Here is a 19,519-nt window from a genome sequence, read left to right on the forward strand (position 1 = left end):
GTATCAGCCATTGAACCGCTGACTGACACACCGCATTCGCGAGCAAGCCCGCTCCCACAGAATCTTGCCAGCATTCATTAGCGTGCAATCCGTCAGGTCATGACGGCTTGTCGCGCCCCCCGCAGCTTCCCGGACTACCTTTAATGCGTTCCCACTCACGCATTTCCAAAGGAGCCCAAACCATGGCCGCAAAGAAGATCCTGATGCTGGTCGGCGACTACGTCGAAGATTATGAAGTCATGGTGCCGTTCCAGGCCTTGCAGATGATCGGCCACACCGTGCACGCGGTGTGCCCGGACAAAAGCGCCGGGCAGACGGTGCGCACGGCGATCCACGACTTTGAAGGCGACCAGACCTACAGTGAAAAACCCGGACATCTGTTTGCCCTCAATCATGACTTCTCTGGGGTCGAGGCCGCAGATTATGACGCGCTGCTGGTGCCGGGCGGACGTGCGCCGGAATACCTGCGATTGAATGAAAAAGTCCTGCAACTGGTGCGCGATTTCGATCTGGCCGGTAAGCCGATTGCCGCGGTGTGCCACGGCGCCCAGTTGCTGGCGGCGGCGGGGATCCTCGACGGCCGCGAGTGCAGTGCCTACCCGGCCTGCGCCCCGGAAGTGCGGCTGGCGGGCGGGACCTACATCGACATCCCGGTGACCGAAGGCCATGTCCAGGGCAACCTGGCGACCGCGCCGGCCTGGCCGGCGCATCCGAACTGGTTGGCGGGGTTCCTGACCCTGCTGGGCACGGCCATCACGCTCTAGCCAAGCGGCGAACGGGACTGGCAGGGCGGGTACAGCGGGTCTTTACTGTCGGGGCATGCCTTGTACGTCAGGAGGGAAATCATGTCCGGATGGTATGAAATCAGCAAAAACAGCACCGGTCAGTTCCGGTTTGTGCTCAAGGCCGCCAACGCCGAGACCATCTTGACCAGCGAGCTGTACGCCACCCGCAGCGGTGTCGACGGCGGCATCGCTGCGGTGCAGAAAAACAGCCCGCTGGCCGAGCGCTATGAACTCAAGGACACCCGGGACGGCCACCCGTATTTCAACCTCAAGGCCGCCAACCACGAGGTGATCGGCAGCAGCGAAACCTACTCGTCCGAAGTCGCACGGGAGAAGGGCATCGCCAGCGTCAAGGCCAATGGGGCGACGACGATTATCAAGGACAAGACTTTGGTTGCGCTTTGAACTGCCAAGTCCACACAGGTCGTTTTTGTGGCGAGGGAGCTTGCTCCCGCTGGACCGCGAAGCGGTCCCCTTCGATTTCAGAAGTTTGCAAAATGACGGCTGCTTCGCAGCCGAGCGGGAGCAAGCTCCCTCGCCACATGGACCGTGTCGGCTTGAAGGTTGAGCCTCTCTCTGCAGGGGCCATGTTGGCTTGAAGGGTGAGGGCCCTGTCGGCCTGAAAGCTGAAGTTAAACCTCCACCGGCACCGACAACTTCACATCACCCAGCGGATGGCTCTTGGCGTCGAAGAACCGCAGTTGCACGGCAAGTCCCTCGAACACCTTGGCGTAATGGCGCTTTTGATGCTGGATGAACGCCGCGCTGCGGGGATAGATGGAGATCGCCACGGTCTTGGGGGCGGCCTGGCGCAGGGCATGGACGATGTGCCGGTCCTGCTCGCCGAGGGCATGGCCGAACAGGCACAGGTTGTCGCCGTGGTGCAGCAACTGCTCGTAGCAGAACGACAGGTAATCAGAGCTGCGGATGGTCTTGAGTTTGTCCTCGCTGGGACCCTCATTGACGAACAGCGGCACATCGTCGAGGGTCTTCAAGGTGTTGTTGATCGCGAAATTGCCCAGCAGCGTGCCTTCGGTAGACGTGAGCTTGCGCGCCGTGCCGTCCTGGTTGCGCACCAGGTGCAGGCCACCGTGCAGGTACAACAGGCGTGGTTTATCGGTCGCCACCTGGCTCAGGTCGAAACTGTGGTCGTTGCCATCGAACAGGTCCGTGATGGTCCCGGGCGCGTGCTGGATCGCCCAGTAATTGAGCAAGTCGTAGTTGGTGGTGAACACCGTGGAATAACTGCTCAGTTCCTGATGGAGCGTCGCCAGGGTTTGCAACTGAATCAGTCGCCACGGAATATGCACCGCATGCACGGTGTTGATCAGCGCTTCCTTGATGGCGTAGTAGCGATTGCGCGGGGCGGCAGAGCTGACGGCCAGGGCCTTGTTGACCCGGCTGGTGGTCTTCAACGCACCGAGCACCTGTTCGAAACTGCGGGTCTGCATCGCGTCGAACACACTCAGTTCCGACGGGCTCAGGGGTTTTTCCTCGACGGTGCGGGCGTTCTCGAACAGCGAGTCATAGCCGAAATCGTCCCACACCGCGCGACTGGCGCCGTTGCCCACCAGCAGCCCGCTGAAGGCAATGCTGGCGCGCAGGGTCGGCCAATCTTCGAGATGGGCGTCGTATTCCTGGAAATCGGTCATGGCAAGGGTCTTCTCAAAACGTGGCTTCTTGAACGTGGCTTTTCAAAACGTGGTTTTTCAAAAGTGGCAAAGGGGCAGGGCGCGACTTTATCACGACCCAGTCTTGAGCCAGATCAAGATGCGTCGTGACTAACCGGTCAATCCTGTAGCTCCGTGCCGACCCGGCCTCTTTCAGGAGCGTGTATCCATGAGCAGCACTTTCTTCATCCCCGCCGTGAATATCATGGGGCTGGGTTGCCTCGACGAGGCCATGACCGCCATTCGCAACTACGGTTTTCGCAAGGCGCTGATCGTCACCGACGCGGGGCTGGCCAAGGCCGGGGTTGCCGGCAAGGTGGCCGGGTTGCTGGCAGCGCAGGACGTCGACTCGGTGATTTTCGACGGCGCCAAGCCTAACCCGAGTATTGCCAATGTCGAGCTTGGGCTGGGGTTGCTCAAGGAGAGCCGGTGCGATTTCATCGTGTCGCTGGGCGGCGGTTCGCCCCACGATTGCGCCAAGGGTATTGCCCTGTGCGCCACCAATGGCGGGCACATCCGTGACTACGAAGGCGTTGACCGTTCCAGCAAGCCGCAATTGCCGCTGATCGCCATCAACACCACGGCCGGCACCGCCAGCGAGATGACCCGTTTTTGCATCATCACCGACGAAACCCGGCACGTGAAAATGGCAATTGTCGATCGCAACGTGACGCCGCTGATGTCGGTGAATGACCCGGCCCTGATGGTGGCGATGCCCAAAGGCCTGACGGCTGCCACCGGGATGGACGCGCTGACCCACGCCATCGAGGCCTACGTGTCCACTGCCGCCAACCCGATCACCGATGCCTGCGCCCTTAAGGCCGTCACCTTGATCAGCAACAACTTGCGGCTGGCAGTGCGCGATGGCAGTGACTTGGCGGCGCGCGAGAACATGGCCTACGCGCAGTTTCTTGCCGGGATGGCGTTCAACAATGCTTCGCTGGGCTTCGTGCATGCAATGGCCCATCAGTTGGGTGGTTTCTATGATCTGCCCCACGGCGTGTGCAACGCGGTGCTGCTGCCCCACGTACAGAGTTTCAACGCGTCGGTGTGCGCGGCCCGCCTGGCCGATGTGGGCCGGGCCATGGCGGTCGACACGTTCGGTTCCAGCCCCGAGGAGGGCGCCCAGGCCGCCATTGCGGCGATTCGCAGCCTGGCCCAGGACGTGGACATCCCGCCCGGCCTGCGCGAATTGGGCGTACGCCTCAACGACGTGCCAGTACTGGCCGCCAACGCCCTGAAGGACGCCTGCGGCCTGACCAACCCACGGGCAGCGGATCAGCGGCAGATCGAGGAAATTTTCCGCAGTGCGTTCTAGGGTTTGTACCAAAAGTCGCCGAGCGGCGATCAGGCAAGGTGAAAACAGGCGAGGAACGGCCGGGGTCGCGCCCGACCTGACTGGTTGTCAATGAGCATTCCGAGCCTGTTTTCAACGCAGCATGATCGCAGGTATTGAATGCGACGATCACGCCGTAACCGAGTCCACCTGCGACGCAGCGGCGCCAAAGTCCCGGGCGATATCCGGCAAGGCGGGCAGATAAATGATCATGCCCAACTGTGCCAGGAACACCGTGGAGCAGGTGACGATCAGGGTGGTACGGTTATTCATCAAGTGGCTCGTATCAAGTGCGGATGTCCCGTCCGTGGGTCAGCAGCAGGTCGGTGACTTTCTGGCAGAAATCGCGGATCACGTCCGGCTCCATGTCGGCACGCAGGGTGATGCGGATCGCCGCCTGGCCTTGCGGCACCACGGGAAAGAACACCGCAGAGGTGAAGTATCCCCGCTCGGCCAGTTCGACGGCCACGCTGTTGGCCAAGGTGGCTTCACCGCAGCGCACCAGACGGATCGCCATGGCATTGCCCTGCTGCTCGGTTCGTACGAGGCTGTCGAAGAGCCGGATATTAGCTTGCAGGCGCTCTTGCAGGGCGATGAATTCCCGGCTTCGGTGCAGGCGGATCGAGGCCATGCCGGCGCCGATGGCTGCGGCGTTCAAGCTCTGGGACCAGTTGCTCGGCCCGCCGTAGCGTTGCACCAGGGCTTTGTGCCGTTCGCAGCCAAACATGATCAGCCCGCCACTGGCGCCGAAGGACTTGGCCAGGGACGCCACGATCAGGCTGCGTTCGTCCATGGCGTGCAGGCGTGGGCGAACCAGGCCGGCGCCGCGCTCGCCGACCGCAGACAGCGCGTGGGAATCATCCAGATAAAGGAACAGGCCGTAACGCTGCTTGAGGTAGAGCAAGCTGTCCAGATCCGCCAAACCGCCCATGCTGTAGGCGCTGTCGGCCACGTACGCTACGTCGCGCTGGTGTCTGCACAGGTCTTCGATGAAGTCCATGTCGTTGTGGGGGCAGGTGATGACCCGGGTTTCATCCGCGCAGCTGGCCTTGATGTGGTTCATCGAGTAATGGGCGTGTTTGTCGAACACCATCACAGGCGCTCGATTCTCGGTGAAAGCGCCACTGGCCAGCAGCGGCAGCACCCCAGCGCTCGCAGCGCTGCACGACAGGGCGCTGAGGCAGCTGGCGCCAAACAGCTCCGAAAGCTGGGTTTCGTATTGGTCCAGGATCGCCAGTTTGCAGCGGTTCTTCGAGTTGGCGACACGCAGGGTCCCGGTTTCCCACACGGCGGTCATGGCACCGTCCAGCAGCGCGGGATGATAATCCAGGCCCAGGTAGGACGTGCTGCAGAAGTGGTGGAGGGTCCGGCCATATTGGTCGAGCAGGACGTTAGGAGTCTTGACCTCGACATTGAGGCCTGAGATTTTCCCGGCTTCTGCGCTCTGCCAGTCCGGGTCGGCGAGGGAAATGACTTTGCGATAGTGGGTGAAGTGATGGGCCGGCGGTGCAGTCTGGTTCATGGGCGATTACATTCCTTGGTGGGTGGTGCTGTCCGTGGGGTGTCGCGATAGTTGCGTGTCCAGACTTTACAGATCTTCCTGCACGACTTTGAATCGTCCGTTTCCGGCATGTTTGAGTGTTACTGGAGAATTCTGCGTAGGACTTTGCCTAAGGGCCTGGGCGGCGAATCCCTAGAGGGCGTCGGAGCCCTAAACACTCTGCGCCGCGCCCCAGCTGCGGGGCGGGTTTGTCATTTTTGGAGGTTGTTCAATGCTCTCCGGTCTCAATCACCTGACCCTTGCCGTTACCGATCTGGACCGAAGCCTGGTTTTCTATCGCGAGCTGTTGCAGCTTCGCCTTGAGGCCAGGTGGGACCGTGGGGCTTACTTGTCGCTGCCCGGATTGTGGCTGTGCCTGTCGCTCGACCCGTCGCGCAAGACCGAGCCGGCGACGGACTACACCCATTACGCCTTCAGCATCAGCGCCGAGCACTTTCCGACGCTGGTGGAGCAGTTGGGCGCAGCGCAGGTGAAGTCATGGAGGGACAACCGCAGCGAAGGGGATTCGTTCTATTTTCTCGACCCGGACGGGCACAAGCTCGAAGTACATGCGGGCGATCTGGCGTCGCGGCTCAAGGCCTGCCGGCAGGTGCCCTATGCGGGGATGGAATTTTTTACGCAGGCGTGAAAGGGTAGCGCTGTGCCGTCAATGTGACCCAGTGCACCTTCAAGTATCAGGTAACAGTCGGATCGCTACGCTATCCTCATTCCTACTGCGGGTACGCCTCGCTTGCGCATCCAGTGCAGCACGCGATCGCCTGCTTCGTTCAAGGCTGTATTACCGGGATAACTCCAGCCCCATGGACATTCGAAGTTCCGCGCCGCTGGCCAGTTACATTGACCTCATGTTGGACGCGGTGTGCGCTGTCGACGGCGAGGGGCGTTTCGTGTTCGTCAGTGCCGCCTGCGAGCGCATTTTCGGTTATACCCCGCAGGAGCTGATCGGCCGGCAGATGATCGACCTGGTGCACCCGGCCGACCGCCAGCGGACCCTGGAGGCGGCGCGGGAGATCATGGGCGGTGAGCCCAAGCTCAATTTCGAGAACCGCTACCTGCGCAAGGACGGGGCGGTGGTGCACATTCTCTGGTCCGCGCGCTGGTCGCCGGCGGATCAATTGCGCATCGCCGTGGCCCGGGACATCACCGAACGCAAGCTGGCCGAGTCCCGGCAGGCGGCGTTGTATGCGATTTCCGAGGCGGCCCATGCCGCGGCGGACCTGCTGGCCCTGTTCAAGCGCATCCACCTGATCATTGGCGAGTGGCTGCCGGCGCTGAATTTCTCCATCGCGCTGTACGACGAACAGTGCGCCGAACTCAATTTCGCTTATCACGTCGATGATCTGGAGCGGCAGCCCGAGCTGCCGGGCACTGTCACCGGGCGTTTGTGCGCCGAGGTGATCCGCAGTGGCCAGCCGATCCTGTTGACGGCGGGTTGCAGCTCGTTGCCGCCGGGGTTCGGTGATCTGGTGGCGCAGCCGAATTCGCCTTGCTGGCTGGGCGTGCCGCTGAACTCCCAGAACGGCACGATCGGCGCGCTGATCGTCAAGAGCGCGCCCGACAACGTGCGCTATACCGAGCAGGACAAGGAACTGCTGCAATACGTCTGTGCCCAGATCACCATCGCCATCGAGCGCCAGCAATTGCACGCGCGGTTGCAGCACATGGCGCAATACGACCAACTCACCCAGGTGCCCAACCGCGAATTGCTGCGCGAGCGGTTCAAGGCAGCCCTGGCGACTGCCCGCGCCGCGGCAGGGCGAATGGCGTTGTTGTATATCGACCTGGACCGTTTCAAGCAGATCAACGACACCTACGGCCACGGTGTTGGCGACATGCTGCTACAAGCGGTGGCGAATCGTCTCAAGGGCTGTATACGCGACACCGACACCGTCGCGCGCATCGGTGGGGACGAGTTCGTGGTCCTGCTCCATAGTATCCAGACCCTGGACGACGCCCAGCGTGTCCAGCAAAAAATCCGTCACGCTTTGTCCCAGCCGTTGCGGCTGGACGGGCACTGCCTGAGCATCGAACCGAGCATAGGCGTGGCCTGTTTCCCCGATCATGGCACTGAAGACGTGGCGCTGTTCCGACATGCCGATGAAGCGATGTACGCCGCCAAACGCCACAATCACCGGGCGTTCGGCATCTGATAGCGCGCCACCGTTCGTCGTGGCATCGGTGGTTTTTTCAAACCTTTCAAGCCCGATTCCTTTCGAATATCAGGCGGACCCCACTCGCCGGAAACATTGCCAGTGATCGAACCAAGGTATCTGGAGCGGGTCGCAGACAGTGGGAGAACCACCCTCAAGACCGTCTTTATAGTCAACCAGGTGGTTCAGATTCAACGGTGAGAAACCACCGCCATTTATCGAGGAGGGCGCGACCATGAGCCGTATAGCCACCTTTTTCCACACCACCAGCCTTGTCGTATTGATGGGGCTGGGCGCTAACAGCGCCTGGGCCCAATCGCCCGTCGAATTCATCAACGATGCGTCGGCCAAGGGCATGGCCGACATCGAGGCCAGTCGCATGGCCCACGGCAAAGCCGAATCCAGGGAGGTCAAGGACTACACCATCATGGTGATCAACGACCGCACCACCGCCAATCAGCATCTGGCCAAGATCGCCAAGAAGCTCGACTTGCCGGTCGCGCCCCGGGAGGAAGTGGCTGACAAGGCCAAGAGTCTGATTCCACAGGTGCAGGAGGGCGAGTCGTTCGAGGCCGCGTATGCCGCCAGCCAGGTCAAGGCCACCGAGGAAGCGATCGCGCAGATCCAGCAGGAGGCGCAGACCACCGAGGTGCCGGAGATCAAGGCCTTTGCCGACGAAACCCTGCCTAAGTTGCAAACCCATCTCGAGATGGCCAGGGCACTCCAGGCCAGTCGCTGATTCGCGGCACTTCATACCTTCAGGCCGGGGGTGTTTGCTCCCCGGCTCATCTTGCCCGCCGAAAAGGAGAACCTCGATGTCCACACGCCGAGAACCCAACCAATACGCGATGCAGAACCCGTTGACCCAATATCCGCGCCCACCGTTTCCCGACCAACCGCAGTCACCACCTGGCATTGACCAGGACATGGTGCCCAAGCCGGATCACGGCGAAAAAACCTATCAAGGCTTCGGCCGCCTGGAAGGGCGCAAGGCGCTGATTACCGGAGGGGACTCGGGCATTGGTCGCGCCGCCGCCATCGCCTACGCCCGGGAAGGGGCCGATGTGGCAATCAACTACTTGCCCAGTGAAGAGCGCGATGCGCGCCAGGTGATCGAGCTGATCGAAGCAGAGGGTCGCAAAGCCATCGCCATCCCAGGCGACCTCAAGGACGAAGCGTTCTGCATCCAACTGGTGAAAAGTGCGCATGAGCAACTCGGCGGTCTGGATATCCTGGTGAATGTGGCCGGCAAGCAAGAGGCACAGAAAGACATCGCCGACATCACCACCGCCCAGTTCGACGACACCATGAAAACCAACATCTACGCGATGTTCTGGCTCTGCAAGACCGCGGTGCCGCTGATGCCGGCGGGGGCGACGATCATCAACACCGCGTCGATCCAGTCCTACGATCCGTCCGCGACGCTGCTGGACTACGCCACCACCAAGGCAGCCATCGTTGCGTTCACCAAAGCGCTGGCCGGGCAGGTCGTCAGCAAAGGCATCCGGGTCAACGCCGTGGCACCGGGGCCGATCTGGACCGTGCTGCAACCCAGCGGCGGACAACCGCAGGAGAAAATTCCGACCTTTGGTTCCCAGGTGCCGATGAAGCGCCCCGGTCAACCGGCCGAATGCGCACCGCTCTATGTGCTGCTGGCTTCGCAGGAATCCAGCTACATCACCGGTGAGGTGTTCGGTGTGACGGGAGGCAATCCGTTGCCTTGATGGCGGCAGGTTGAAGCGGGTGGTGCACGCACACCACCCGCGCTCCGCTCAACACTGGTTCAGGTCAATCTTGCTTTTCTTCTCAAGGCCTTCCAGTGTCTGGGCCTCGTCTTGCCCCATGGCCTGGTAATGCTTGCGCAGGGCTTCCAGTTGCTTGAGGTCCAGCGACTCGAGCCCGAGCATCGCGTTCTGCGCTTCCTTACTGGCGCGCAATAATTCATCGATCTTCAGATGCAGGATATCGGTGTCGCGGTTTTGCGTGTTCTGGATCAGGAACACCATCAGGAAGGTAATGATCGTCGTGGATGTATTGATGATCAGCTGCCAGGTGTCGTTGAACTGGAAATAAGGGCCGCTGGCGGCCCAGAGCACCAGCAACACGAGGGCCCCCAAAAATGTCTTGGGGCTACCTGCCCAAAGAGCCAGTTTCTGAGCGATTTTTGCGAAGGTCATTGCTGTGTTTCCTTATGGGATGCACCTGTCTGGTGTGACAGCAACGAAGCGGTGAAAATTCTGCTTACATTCTCACTTCACCGCCGGTCGCACGCTTCATCGTGCAAGCCCAAAGTTCATCGCAACCATTGCCCCAGCCGCAGGTCACTCCTTAAAGCCCTCAGCTGGAGTACACCATGAACCTCACACGCACCTTCTGCCTCGCTTGTTGCCTGCTCGCCCTGCAAGGCTGCTTCGACAACTCGGGCAACGAGACCAAGGACAACACCGATGGCGCCAAGTCCTCGGTGCAGATGAAAGAGTCCGGGGCGGAGAAAAAATAGCAGCCTGTCTATTTGTTCACCGACCTTGTGGGAGCGGGCTTGCTCGCGAAAGCGATCATTGAGCAGCATCCGTGTTGCTGACCCACCGCCTTCGCGAGCAAGCTCGCTCCCACAGTTGATGTCTGTGTTACGCAGATTCAGCGTTGACGCAGGTCTATTGTGGGAGCGAGCCTGCTCGCGATAGCGGTGTGTCAGTCAACACCCTTGCTGCAGCACTTTCAATGCCGCCGAAGCCAGAAACCCTGACCGGCTTTTCTCCTCAGGATGGCGCAGCACATACTCATCGATTCGGTTCAGTAGGTAGCCTGGCAACGTGATATTGAGTTTCTGCGCCTTACCCAGATATTTGGTCACATCAATGTCCACCAGCGCCCAGGCGCAACCGGCATATTGTGGATTGGCCGCATGCAACGTGACGGTACTGGCCGGAGGAATCGGCGAGCCGTCCTCAGCCAAAATTTCAAAGTGCCCCTCAATGGCTTCACGCGCCATTGCCATGGCGTCGTCCAAGTCGTCGCCAGCAGAAAAGCAACCGGGAATGTCAGGTACTTCAACACCCCATGCGTGGTTTTCATCACCCATCGAGATTGCAATCGGGTACAGCATGTTCATCGTCCTCCGGGGGAGCAGGGCAACGGGCTGGTAGGAGTAGAGCCTGTTGCAAAATACTGATGGCGGTTTTCTTGAGCAGGTCCTTCTTTGGGTGAGGGACGGTCACCAGTCCCGGTTTGGTGGGGTGTTTGAAGTGATGATGGCTACCTCGGACCCGCACCAGATACCAACCGTCCGCAATAATCTGGATTATCAAGAATCGACTATTCACTACACCTCCGTGTGGCGTGCATGGTGGTTACTATACCTGCTGAAATTAAATGATCAACACTATAACCACCAGGACGGCACTGGTGGTGGGTGAGTTGATGCACGCAAGTGTAGAAGCCGCGCCCGATAAGGCCTGCGGGGGAGAGGGGGTGAGTTATTTCGGGATGTGATGAGGGGGATGCTGACTAAAACTGGGGACATGAAAACCGGTCACGATGGACCGGCTCTATCTGAGTGTTGATGGGGGGCGGTCCATCGTCACGTATCAGGCAACGTCCGCCAGCAGGCTCTCGTAGGGGATTCGCAATCCATCGTGAAGGCGTTTAATCATCGCCAGGCTCAGTTTGCGTTTGCGGTTCAGCACTTCAGATACACGCCCGCTTGAACCGAGGAACGGTTCCAAGTCGCGCGCGGTCAAGCCTTGCTGATCCATTCGGAATTTGATGGCCTCAATTGGGTCGGAAGGCGGCATTGGGTAGTGCTCGTCCTCATATTTTTCGATTAGCAAAGCAAGGATTTCCAGCTCATCACCTTCAGCCGAACCGACGTCAGCACCCCAGAGTTGCTCGATGCGCGCAAAGGCTGCATTCAGGTCGTCTTGGCTGCGAATGGGTTTGATGTTCATCATACGGTCTCCGCATTGATTTGGTCGTATTGGGAATGGGGTTCCGACGAACCGGACAAACCCGAGCTGGCGCTGATAGTCGATTGCCAGAATGATTCGGTATTTGTTACCGCCAATGTTGAATACAACCCTACTGCTTTTGAGAATGCTGGCTGTTCTGAGTTCTGCCTTAATCTCTTGAGGCGTGTGATAGGTTGCTTTCTCCATGTGTCGATACCATTCAACCAGTGGAATCTGAGAGTCGGCATAAGCCGGATTACTTTCCCAAAATTCCCGCAAGGTACCTCTCGCAATAATCCGCACCTATTACCTCCCATTTTGGGAGGAGTCTAGTCTGAGCATCCCACCATTGCAAATGGTGCTTAGTGGAAAGGCGGGTGAGGTGGCGGTGAAAAAAGGTCTCTCGACCCCTAGTACCCCATGCTGGTGCGCTATCTCCAATGGCGAAGAATTACATTGGAAAACGCCACATTCGATTTTCCGAGTCTGGAATGTGATGGCGACAGAATGATGCTACGTGGCGAGGAAGCTTGCTCCCGCTGGGCTGCGTAGCAGCCTCTGTATCACCCGGTTCGCTTGGCCCCAAGCGCCATTCCAATCAGCTTATCCACAGGCACTAAGTCTGCTGCACAAACGTCAGCCGCACTGCAAACCCAATCAAAAGACTCCCAAACAACCATTGCTGAACACGCTGGGCCGAAGGCGAGCGCTGAAGCCAGCGCCCGAGTGCGACACCTGCCAGCGCGTAGGCGCAATCAAACAACAAACCCACGCCGACCAACACCACGCCCAGGGTCGCAAACTGTTCCAGCACCGGTCCGCCCTTTGGATCGATGAACTGCGGCAGCAACACCGAGCAAAACAGCAATGCCTTGGGATTGAGCAGATTGGTCAGCAGCCCACGTCGAATCGCCTGGTACCAACGCCGCTTTCCGGCCTCGATACCGGCTCCTTCAAAACTCGACAACAACGTGGTTCTTAGGCACTGAAAACCGATCCATAACAAATATGCAGCCCCGGTGAGACGCACTGCATCAAACGTCCAGGGCGCGGTCTTGAACAATGCCGAAAGCCCCAATGCGGCCAGCGCGACATGACATCCCCGGGCAACGCCCAGGCCCACCGCCGTCGCCAACGCTGCGCCCCTGCCCTGACGGGCACCGGTTTGCAGCAGCACAATCATGTCCGGCCCGGGCAGCAAGTACGCCACCGTCAACGCCATCAGGAACAACCAGAGCTCTGCCATGCCACACCTGCCTTATCGATGAATGGGAGGTGCCAGTCTAGAACCGATGGGCAGGGCAGGTGCTTGCTAAGTCAGCTTCTAAAGCCGTTGAAATTGGCATAATCTGCCATTATTTCAAAGAATAAAATCGGGAACTACCAACTCATGAAGCTTGACACCTTCGACCGCAAAATCCTCGCCGCGCTGCAACGCGACGGCCGTCTGAGCAACGTGCAACTGGCCGAAGAGATCGGTTTGTCCGCCTCGCCGTGCCTGCGTCGGGTGAGGATGCTCGAAGAAGCCGGCGTAATTCGCGGATACCAGGCCATCCTTGATCGTGATGAAGTCGGCCTGGGGCTGACGATTTTTGTCGGGGTCAAGGTTGAACGGCACAACGACGAACGAGCCGAAGCATTTCGCCAGGCGGTCACGGCATTGCCGGAAGTGATTTCGGCGTTCCTGGTGTCAGGCGAGTCGGACTTTCTGCTGCAAGTCGTGGTGCCGGACTTGCGCGCCTATGACCGTTTCGTCACCGGGCACTTGTTGAAGCTGCCGGGCATAAGTGACATCCGCAGCAACTTCGCGATTCATACGGTGAAGACACCGGGGGCGTTGCCGCTGGGGCATTTACCTGGGGGCTGAGCAATGTATGACACAAGGCAAGATACAAAAAGCCCCGCTGCGAAAACGCCGGGGCTTTTTGTTTGTCGTTAGGTGGGAATCCTGCGGCTCCCATTCTCAAACGTACTGTCTTATCTATTGTTTCTCGGCTTTTTTTCTAACTTCAACTTCAGGTCTCGGTGTAATGACTTTCACAACGTCATCAATCACCGCCTTGCTCATCTCCAACAAAAAGTGCGCAGCCCAGGCGTAGCGGTCGGTGCTCTTTTCAAACGCCGCGTCTTCGGCAAGCCGGTGAGCGAGATGCAAAAGGTCCGATGCCCGTTCCAATGCCTCTTGGATAGGTACGCCGCCGTTGACACGGAACAGTGCTCGATCAGCGGAATAGTTGAAGGGGGTGTAGCCGATGGTTTTTAGCTCAGTGTTTTCGTTCATGGCCTGCCTCCATAGATGACGAGGCAGTGAGGCCGAGAGTTGAACGAATGTCTGAAAAGCGAGTTGCTGTGCATTGTCTAGCTCCTTGACGTTTGGAGCTGCCACTTTCGTTCCAAGCGAATGGGTGGCAGCTATGCGCAGGTTGGAAACCGGGAGTCAAGGAAACCGGCACGCCAAAGGCGTCCCACGCACAGCCGCCAAAAGCACAAGTCTACAGGCGTAAAACTACCTCTGCACTTGTGAAGGCGTGCGGTTTCGTGACTCACGGGTTTCCAAGCCCGATCGCTGATTTGCAGCGACGTATGGAGAGTAGCCATCGAAGGACAAGGGCGACAAGGCGAAAACTCGCCGAAAAATAAAATAAGCACACCCCCTACGCAATTCTCGGATTTTGCCTACAAATCTCCCGGGGCCATGCGATACGTGGCGAGGGAGCTTGCTCCCGCTGGGCTGCGCAGCAGCCTCTCTTGTGAGCGCTTCGCACTCAAGCGGGAGCAAGCTCCCTCGCCACGGGACTCATTTATCTCATTGCTATGCCTGGAAATGGGGACGTATTTATTTTGGACGGAAACGGGGGGGAGCTATCTATCTACGCTCGGAGATCACCTCTCACTTCCCCAGATATCAGCCATAAAAAAACCGGCCACCTGGGCCGGTTTTTTACATCCCCCGTCAAAACCACCCGACGCAGGACCAGAATTCAATTGGAGCGGGTGAAGGGAATCGAACCCTCGTTATCAGCTTGGGAAGCTGGAGTAATGCCATTATACGACACCCGCTCAGAGCGGCTGACTTTGTACCAGATGTGGGCGCGGATTTGAAGTTTTTCTTTACTCGCGATGCGCTCGTCCGTCTACACAAGCCCTAAACCAGAGCGGTCGTTCGCGAGCAAGCCCCGTTGCTGAAGTGCGGGGCGGGGCTTGTTCGCCAGGACTCGGTCAGATTGCCAGTGCATGGTAGCCCTGCACGTAGTTGTAGCGCGGCCGGCTTTCGTAGTGGGCCGGGACGAGGAAGTCCATCAGCGCTTTGCGGCTGTCGCGGCAGGCGGCTTTGTGTTCCATGTCCAGGAAGTGCCCGGTGGCTTGCACCGTGCTGAAGCTGCTGTGGCGGACATGGTCGGCGAAGAGCCTGGCATCGGCGGCCGAGGTGTATTCGTCCCATTCACCGTTGATGAACAGCACCGGCACGTCGATTTTTTTTGCCACGTTGACATAGCACTGTTGGTCGCTGCGTAGTACATCGCTGATGTGGAAGTGCATCTGCCCGTATTCGTGTTCGGCCAAACTGCTCACGTGGCGATAGTTGAAGCGCTTGAACAGCGGCGGCAGGTGTTTACCGATGGTGTTGTTGACCAGATGCCCGACGCGGTCGCGGTCCAGGCTGCCCAGGTAATCCACCCCACGCTCGAGGTAGTCGCGCATCGGCGCATTGAGCACCGGTGAGAACGAGCTGATCACGGCTTTTTCGATGCGCCGGGGACGCTGGGCCAGGGCGCTCAATGTGGCGGCGCCGCCCCAGGAGAACGACAGCACATGCTCGGCGGCGAAGTGATCGATCAGCTCCAGCAGGATCTGTCCTTCGATCTCTTTGGTCAGCATTTTCTCATGGCGGTTGTGAGCCTTGGACTTGCCCGCGTAGGGCTGGTCGTACAGCACGACATTGAATTGCGGGTGGAGGTTTTTGACGGTCTGTGCAAACGACGCAGTGGTGGCCATCGAGCCGTTGACCAGAATGATGGTCTTTTGTGCGGCGTCTGCGCGATAGAACTCCGTGTAAACCCGATACTGACCCTGTATATCCAGCACAGCGATTTCTGGCCTCATGTCATAAGACTCCTGGCAAGCGGGTATGCGCGCAAATGAGATTGCACGGGCAATGTGACAGGTAGGCATACGCCTGGAAGATAAGGCCCATGTCGATCCAGAAACTGGTCGACGGGTGTTGTTATAGGCGGGCAGTTTGCCGGAAGGATACGGCGGAACCTGTGGGTTCTGGCCGGCAAAAAGTTTCTTGGAAGTATGTGGTGACTCATCGGTCACATTTTGGCCGACGACCTGATTCAAGCAGGCGGTTGGCCGTTGCGCAAGTGCCGTTTGGAAAATTGTTCGACAGTTCTGCCCAGCGGTAGTCGGTTCAGATCAAGCGGATTTCATCGGCGCTCAACGCGCGGTACTGGCCCGGCGCAAGATCGGCGTCCAGTGTCAGTGGGCCCATGCACTCGCGGTGCAGGCGCAAGACCTTGTTATCGAAGTGGCCGAACATCCGCTTGACCTGGTGGTAGCGCCCTTCAACGATGCTCAAGCGTGCGGATTTCGGGCCCAGCAGCGTCAGCCCCGCCGGTTGCGTGGTGAGGCCTTCGAAGGCGAAGTACAGGCCTCGGGCGAAGGTGTCGGCGTACTCGGCGGTGATGATTTGCTCGGTTTCGACGTAATAGACCTTCGGCAGCTTGGTCTGCGGTTGGGTCAGGCGTCGCGACCAACTGCCGTCGTTGGTGATCAGCATCAAGCCGGTGGTGTTGAAGTCCAGGCGCCCGGCGATGTGCAGGTCGTCCTTGTCCGGCTCATCCAGCAGGTCGAGCACGGTCGGGTGTTGCGGATCGCGGGTGGCGCTGACGCAACCGGGCGGCTTGTGCAGCATGAAGTAGCGCGCCGCTCGGCCGGCCTGCAGCACCTCGTTGTCGACTTCAACCCGGCTGAACTCGCGCACTTGTGCGTGCGGATCGCTGACGGTCTGGCCGTCGATCCGCACCCGGCGTTCAACCAGTAGCAGGCGCACCTGTTGGCGATTGAAGCGTGGCAGATTACTGAGGAAGCGGTCGACGCGCATGGGCTGTACAGGCAAGGGAGCAGAGGGCGGGCATCTTACGCGTTCGGCTGAAGTTTGGCTCGCAACTGGGCTTCGACTTGCGCGCAGCGCGGGCACAGGCAGGCGCTGTCGCGCAGCTCGGCCGGCAACGCTTGGAGCACGACCGGATCGATGCTCACGCCGTAGCACCAGCAGCCTCGGTCGACGGTTTCCGGATCGGCCAGTGTGCAATCGTTGGCATTGCCGCATGCCGGGCAGAGGTCGGGTTTACTCATAACTGGAGTGAGGCATTTCCACGCAGGTTCGGTTGTCCCCGGTTTGCCGGGCGCGTTGCAGCGCATGATCGGTCCGCGACAGCAGGCTGTGCAAGGTGTCTTTGTCTTGCAAGGTGGTGAGGCCGATGCTGACAGTCACCAACAACTGCTTCCCACTGCAGAAGTACCGCTGTTTCTCGATGTACTGGCGAATTTTCTCGGCGATTTTCAGACCGGTCTGTCCATCGGTGTCCTTGAGTAGCACGACAAACGCTTCGGCGCTCCAGCGACACACGATGTCTGAATGTCGCAGGTTTTCAGTCAGGTCGCGGGCGACCCCGGTCAGTAATTGGTCGCTGGCGATGTGGCCGTGGGTGGTGTCGAGTCGCTTGAAGTCGTCCAGTTCCAGCAATAGCGCAGTCAACGGCTTGGGTTCGCGTTGCGCCTCGTGCAGGGCTTGCACCGCCAGCAGGTCGAAGCCACGGCGGTTCGGCAACTCGGTCAGACCGTCGAGGATGGTCTGGGCGTCGATGCGGCGTTGGTAACCGTTGAACAAGCGATACAGGATCGCCAGCGCGGACAGGGTTACGAGCAGGCCGATCAGCAGGTTCAAGTACAGCGCTCGAAGGATGTGGTCCCGCATGGCGGGATGGGCAGCGTAATAGCCGAGCAAGGCAATGATCAGAAATCCGCTAGCGAGCAGCAGCGCCACGACCGCAAGCGGTTTGCGCTGGGGGGACAACGGCGAACGGAGCGACATGGCGATTCCCTTGGCGCAGACCCAATGAAATCAGTTTAGTGACCTCCCAGGAAAAGGTGCTCGGATTTGTAGGGTTTGTAAATTGTGGCGAGGGAGCTTGCTCCCGCTGAGATGCGGCGCGCCCCCAATGCGTCTGCGTTGCAGCCGAGCGGGAGCAAGCTCCCTCGCCACGGATTCAGCGTTATCCCAGGCTGTGCAGGTAAGCCCGCCACCCTCCCAAATGACTGATGTCCTGCGCGTCATGCAAACCATACGGCTCGCAAATGAATCCGCTTTCCCAGCGTCCATCGGCCAGTTGCACCTTGCCCAGCCCCAGCGGGGCGGGGATGCCGGTCAGGAACGAACCCAGTTCGCTGCTCGGCAGCTCCCAGACTTCCACCTCGATCGCCACGCCACCTTCGCTGACCCGCAGCATGCCGGGGCGCAAGGGCGGGCCGCCGGCCAACGCGTAGAGCTGATAATTGGGAGAACTGTGGGTCGCCTCGACCAGCTGAGCACCACGTTGCCTGAGCTGCCAGTTCAACGCCAATCCGTCCAGGTGCGCGCCGCACACCACCAGCCGTGCCCGGTCATGGCGCGCCGGGTTGGTTGGTGCAGGCAGGGTCTTGTCCTGCTGGCGCTGCAAGGCATCGGCCAGGCTCAACAGGTATTGATCGGTGAAGGCCCGACCGAACAGCGTCACGCCCCAAGGCAAGCCGCTAGCCATGACCGCGCTGGGAACGGCTACGGCGGCGTAATCCAGCAGGTTCATGAAGTTGGTGTAGTACCCCAGTTCGGAGTTGCGCAACACCGGTTCGGCGGCCAGCTCGGCGAGGGTCACCGGGAGGCCGATGGTCGGTGTGAGCACGCAATCGAGGGTTGCCATGAGGCGGTCGCATTGGCTTTTAAGCGCTTGTAGACGGTACTGGGCCCGGAAGGTTTGAACGCCGTCGACGGCAGGCGCCTTCGCCAATACGGCACGGATGACCGGCAGTACCGCGTCAGGGTCACGCTCCATCAGTTCGCCGGCAACGCTGTAGCGCTCGGCGACCCAGGGCCCTTCATACAACAGGCGTGCCGCCTCCAGGAACGGCGAAAAGTCCAATTCCACCGCTTCGCCACCCAGCTGTTCGAGCCGTTCGATGGCGTCCAGAAACAGTTGCGGGCTTTCGTCGCAGCCGAAAAAGACCAGGTCCTGCGGGCGCGGCACGCCGAAGCGAAAGCGCCGCGGGGCGCCGAAGGCTGAGGCGTCGTTCCACAGCGGATTGCTACGGCTGTATTCGTCGCGGGAGTCGAGCCGAGCCGTCAGCGCCAATAGCTGGCTGGCTTCCCGCGCCGTCGCGGTGAACGTGGTGACGCAGTCCAGGGTGCGACACGCCGGAACCACGCCCGCCGTGGAAATCAAGCCTTTGGTGGCTTTGAGTCCCACCAGATTGTTCAGCGCCGCCGGTACCCGACCGGAGCCGGCAGTGTCGGTACCCAAGGCAAAACTGGCCACGCCCAGGGCCACCGCCAACGCCGAGCCGGCGCTCGAACCGCCCGCCGGATAGTCGGGTAGCACGCTGTTGCGACAGGCGCCGTAGGGCGAACGGGTGCCATTGAGCCCGGTGGCGAACTGGTCAAGGTTGGTCTTGCCCAGCGGGATCGCGCCCAGCGCCAGCAGTTGCTCGACGACGCTGGCCGAACGTTGCGGCAGGTAGGCAAACGCCGGGCAGGCGGCAGTGGTGGGAATGCCGGCCAGGTCGATGTTGTCCTTGATCGCGAAGGGCACGCCATACAGCGGCAGGCTTTCCAGGTCGCGGCCTTCCAGCGCGACCAGGTAGGGCTCCAGTTCCTCGAGCGTCAGCAAGTGAATGAACAGGTGATAGTCCGGGTTCAGCGCCGCGGCTTTTTCCCGCAGGCTCAGCAGCAATGCCCGAGGCGTCAGCTGGCCGCTGCGATAGGCGCGACGCAGGTCGTCCAAGCGAAGAGAAAGGTTCATGGCATTTATC

At 60.0% G+C, this 19,519-nt stretch carries 20 protein-coding genes, 1 tRNA gene and 4 pseudogenes; 9 read left to right on the forward strand and 16 right to left on the reverse strand.

Annotation, left to right across the window (positions count from 1 at the left end):
- Nucleotides 1-182: 182 nt before the first annotated feature.
- Both RGM2987_RS25215 and RGM2987_RS25220 read left to right on the forward strand, forming a co-directional pair.
- The gene (locus tag RGM2987_RS25215) at nucleotides 183-764 is read left to right on the forward strand and encodes a DJ-1/PfpI family protein (protein WP_245145571.1); all 582 of its coding nucleotides are present in this window, start codon (nucleotides 183-185) and stop codon (nucleotides 762-764) included.
- A gap of 81 nt (nucleotides 765-845) precedes the next feature.
- Nucleotides 846-1,190: a YegP family protein gene (locus tag RGM2987_RS25220; protein ID WP_245145572.1), complete on the forward strand. Its 345-nt coding sequence runs from the start codon at nucleotides 846-848 to the stop codon at nucleotides 1,188-1,190.
- 227 nt (nucleotides 1,191-1,417) lie between these two features.
- Here the strand turns inward: RGM2987_RS25220 and RGM2987_RS25225 are convergent, their stop codons facing one another.
- Nucleotides 1,418-2,437, reverse strand: a complete 1,020-nt coding sequence (locus tag RGM2987_RS25225) for a DUF4917 family protein (RefSeq protein WP_245145573.1) — start codon at nucleotides 2,435-2,437, stop codon at nucleotides 1,418-1,420.
- A gap of 187 nt (nucleotides 2,438-2,624) precedes the next feature.
- Between RGM2987_RS25225 and yiaY the strand changes: the two genes are divergently transcribed.
- Nucleotides 2,625-3,773 (forward strand): L-threonine dehydrogenase, encoded by a 1,149-nt coding sequence (gene yiaY / locus RGM2987_RS25230; RefSeq protein WP_245145574.1) that lies wholly within the window; start codon nucleotides 2,625-2,627, stop codon nucleotides 3,771-3,773.
- Nucleotides 3,774-3,938: 165 nt separating this feature from the next.
- Here yiaY and RGM2987_RS25235 read toward each other — a convergent pair.
- Both RGM2987_RS25235 and RGM2987_RS25240 read right to left on the reverse strand, forming a co-directional pair.
- A pseudogene (locus RGM2987_RS25235) lies at nucleotides 3,939-4,064 on the reverse strand (MFS transporter); the annotation flags it as partial.
- 13 nt (nucleotides 4,065-4,077) lie between these two features.
- Nucleotides 4,078-5,313, reverse strand: coding sequence for an aminotransferase class I/II-fold pyridoxal phosphate-dependent enzyme (locus RGM2987_RS25240; RefSeq protein ID WP_245145575.1), 1,236 nt, complete (start codon nucleotides 5,311-5,313; stop codon nucleotides 4,078-4,080).
- Between the two features lie 250 nt (nucleotides 5,314-5,563).
- Here RGM2987_RS25240 and fos point away from each other — a divergent pair, with 250 nt between their 5' ends.
- The 4 genes from fos to RGM2987_RS25260 all read left to right on the forward strand — a co-directional run bounded on the left by fos (nucleotide 5,564) and on the right by RGM2987_RS25260 (nucleotide 9,226).
- A complete protein-coding gene (fos, locus tag RGM2987_RS25245) occupies nucleotides 5,564-5,980 on the forward strand; it encodes a fosfomycin resistance glutathione transferase (RefSeq protein WP_245145576.1) in 417 nt (138 codons plus the stop codon).
- Between the two features lie 172 nt (nucleotides 5,981-6,152).
- A complete protein-coding gene (locus tag RGM2987_RS25250; RefSeq protein WP_245145578.1) occupies nucleotides 6,153-7,502 on the forward strand; it encodes a diguanylate cyclase in 1,350 nt (449 codons plus the stop codon).
- 235 nt (nucleotides 7,503-7,737) lie between these two features.
- Nucleotides 7,738-8,241 (forward strand): DUF4142 domain-containing protein, encoded by a 504-nt coding sequence (locus RGM2987_RS25255; RefSeq protein ID WP_245145580.1) that lies wholly within the window; start codon nucleotides 7,738-7,740, stop codon nucleotides 8,239-8,241.
- Between the two features lie 76 nt (nucleotides 8,242-8,317).
- Complete coding sequence (locus tag RGM2987_RS25260; RefSeq protein ID WP_245145581.1) at nucleotides 8,318-9,226, forward strand: SDR family oxidoreductase; 909 nt, start codon at nucleotides 8,318-8,320, stop codon at nucleotides 9,224-9,226.
- Between the two features lie 48 nt (nucleotides 9,227-9,274).
- Here RGM2987_RS25260 and RGM2987_RS25265 read toward each other — a convergent pair whose 3' ends face one another.
- On the reverse strand, nucleotides 9,275-9,679 hold the full coding sequence (locus RGM2987_RS25265; protein WP_245145582.1) for a low affinity iron permease family protein: 405 nt from the start codon (nucleotides 9,677-9,679) through the stop codon (nucleotides 9,275-9,277).
- 176 nt (nucleotides 9,680-9,855) lie between these two features.
- On the opposite strand from RGM2987_RS25265, the gene RGM2987_RS25270 reads away from it, so the two are divergent.
- A complete protein-coding gene (locus tag RGM2987_RS25270) occupies nucleotides 9,856-10,002 on the forward strand; it encodes a hypothetical protein (protein WP_245145583.1) in 147 nt (48 codons plus the stop codon).
- Nucleotides 10,003-10,197: 195 nt separating this feature from the next.
- Here RGM2987_RS25270 and RGM2987_RS25275 read toward each other — a convergent pair whose 3' ends face one another.
- The 5 genes and pseudogenes from RGM2987_RS25275 to RGM2987_RS25295 all read right to left on the reverse strand — a co-directional run bounded on the left by RGM2987_RS25275 (nucleotide 10,198) and on the right by RGM2987_RS25295 (nucleotide 12,695).
- Nucleotides 10,198-10,608 carry a type II toxin-antitoxin system HicB family antitoxin gene (locus RGM2987_RS25275; protein ID WP_245145584.1) on the reverse strand — a complete coding sequence of 137 codons (411 nt, stop codon included), beginning with the start codon at nucleotides 10,606-10,608 and terminating at the stop codon, nucleotides 10,198-10,200.
- Nucleotides 10,609-10,648: 40 nt separating this feature from the next.
- Nucleotides 10,649-10,825, reverse strand: a pseudogene (locus tag RGM2987_RS25280) (type II toxin-antitoxin system HicA family toxin); the annotation flags it as partial.
- A 264-nt stretch (nucleotides 10,826-11,089) separates the two neighbouring features.
- Complete coding sequence (locus tag RGM2987_RS25285; protein ID WP_092204408.1) at nucleotides 11,090-11,449, reverse strand: transcriptional regulator; 360 nt, start codon at nucleotides 11,447-11,449, stop codon at nucleotides 11,090-11,092.
- Nucleotides 11,449-11,752: pseudogene (locus tag RGM2987_RS27620) on the reverse strand (type II toxin-antitoxin system HigB family toxin). Before RGM2987_RS27620 ends, RGM2987_RS25285 begins: the two are co-directional and overlap by 1 nt.
- Before the next feature lie 313 nt (nucleotides 11,753-12,065).
- Nucleotides 12,066-12,695 (reverse strand): LysE family translocator, encoded by a 630-nt coding sequence (locus tag RGM2987_RS25295; protein WP_245145585.1) that lies wholly within the window; start codon nucleotides 12,693-12,695, stop codon nucleotides 12,066-12,068.
- Nucleotides 12,696-12,839: 144 nt separating this feature from the next.
- Here RGM2987_RS25295 and RGM2987_RS25300 point away from each other — a divergent pair, with 144 nt between their 5' ends.
- Complete coding sequence (locus RGM2987_RS25300; RefSeq protein WP_245145586.1) at nucleotides 12,840-13,316, forward strand: Lrp/AsnC family transcriptional regulator; 477 nt, start codon at nucleotides 12,840-12,842, stop codon at nucleotides 13,314-13,316.
- 114 nt (nucleotides 13,317-13,430) lie between these two features.
- On the opposite strand, the gene RGM2987_RS25305 is transcribed toward RGM2987_RS25300, so the two are convergent.
- The 7 genes and pseudogenes from RGM2987_RS25305 to atzF form a co-directional block, all read right to left on the reverse strand.
- Nucleotides 13,431-13,730, reverse strand: a complete 300-nt coding sequence (locus RGM2987_RS25305; protein ID WP_245145587.1) for a DUF3077 domain-containing protein — start codon at nucleotides 13,728-13,730, stop codon at nucleotides 13,431-13,433.
- A 705-nt stretch (nucleotides 13,731-14,435) separates the two neighbouring features.
- A tRNA-Gly gene (locus RGM2987_RS25310) sits at nucleotides 14,436-14,509 on the reverse strand.
- Between the two features lie 159 nt (nucleotides 14,510-14,668).
- Nucleotides 14,669-15,553 (reverse strand): alpha/beta hydrolase, encoded by an 885-nt coding sequence (locus tag RGM2987_RS25315; protein ID WP_245145588.1) that lies wholly within the window; start codon nucleotides 15,551-15,553, stop codon nucleotides 14,669-14,671.
- A gap of 310 nt (nucleotides 15,554-15,863) precedes the next feature.
- Nucleotides 15,864-16,556, reverse strand: coding sequence for a pseudouridine synthase (locus RGM2987_RS25320; protein ID WP_245145589.1), 693 nt, complete (start codon nucleotides 16,554-16,556; stop codon nucleotides 15,864-15,866).
- A gap of 35 nt (nucleotides 16,557-16,591) precedes the next feature.
- Nucleotides 16,592-16,810, reverse strand: coding sequence for a cysteine-rich CWC family protein (locus RGM2987_RS25325; protein ID WP_245145591.1), 219 nt, complete (start codon nucleotides 16,808-16,810; stop codon nucleotides 16,592-16,594).
- Nucleotides 16,803-17,420 (reverse strand): annotated as a pseudogene (locus tag RGM2987_RS25330) (GGDEF domain-containing protein); the annotation flags it as partial. The pseudogene RGM2987_RS25330 and the gene RGM2987_RS25325, both read right to left, overlap by 8 nt.
- 310 nt (nucleotides 17,421-17,730) lie before the next feature.
- Nucleotides 17,731-19,509, reverse strand: coding sequence for an allophanate hydrolase (gene atzF, locus RGM2987_RS25335; RefSeq protein ID WP_245145595.1), 1,779 nt, complete (start codon nucleotides 19,507-19,509; stop codon nucleotides 17,731-17,733).
- Between the last annotated feature and the right edge of the window lie 10 nt (nucleotides 19,510-19,519).

This window comes from Pseudomonas sp. RGM2987 (assembly GCF_022952855.1).
Lineage (GTDB): Bacteria > Pseudomonadota > Gammaproteobacteria > Pseudomonadales > Pseudomonadaceae > Aquipseudomonas.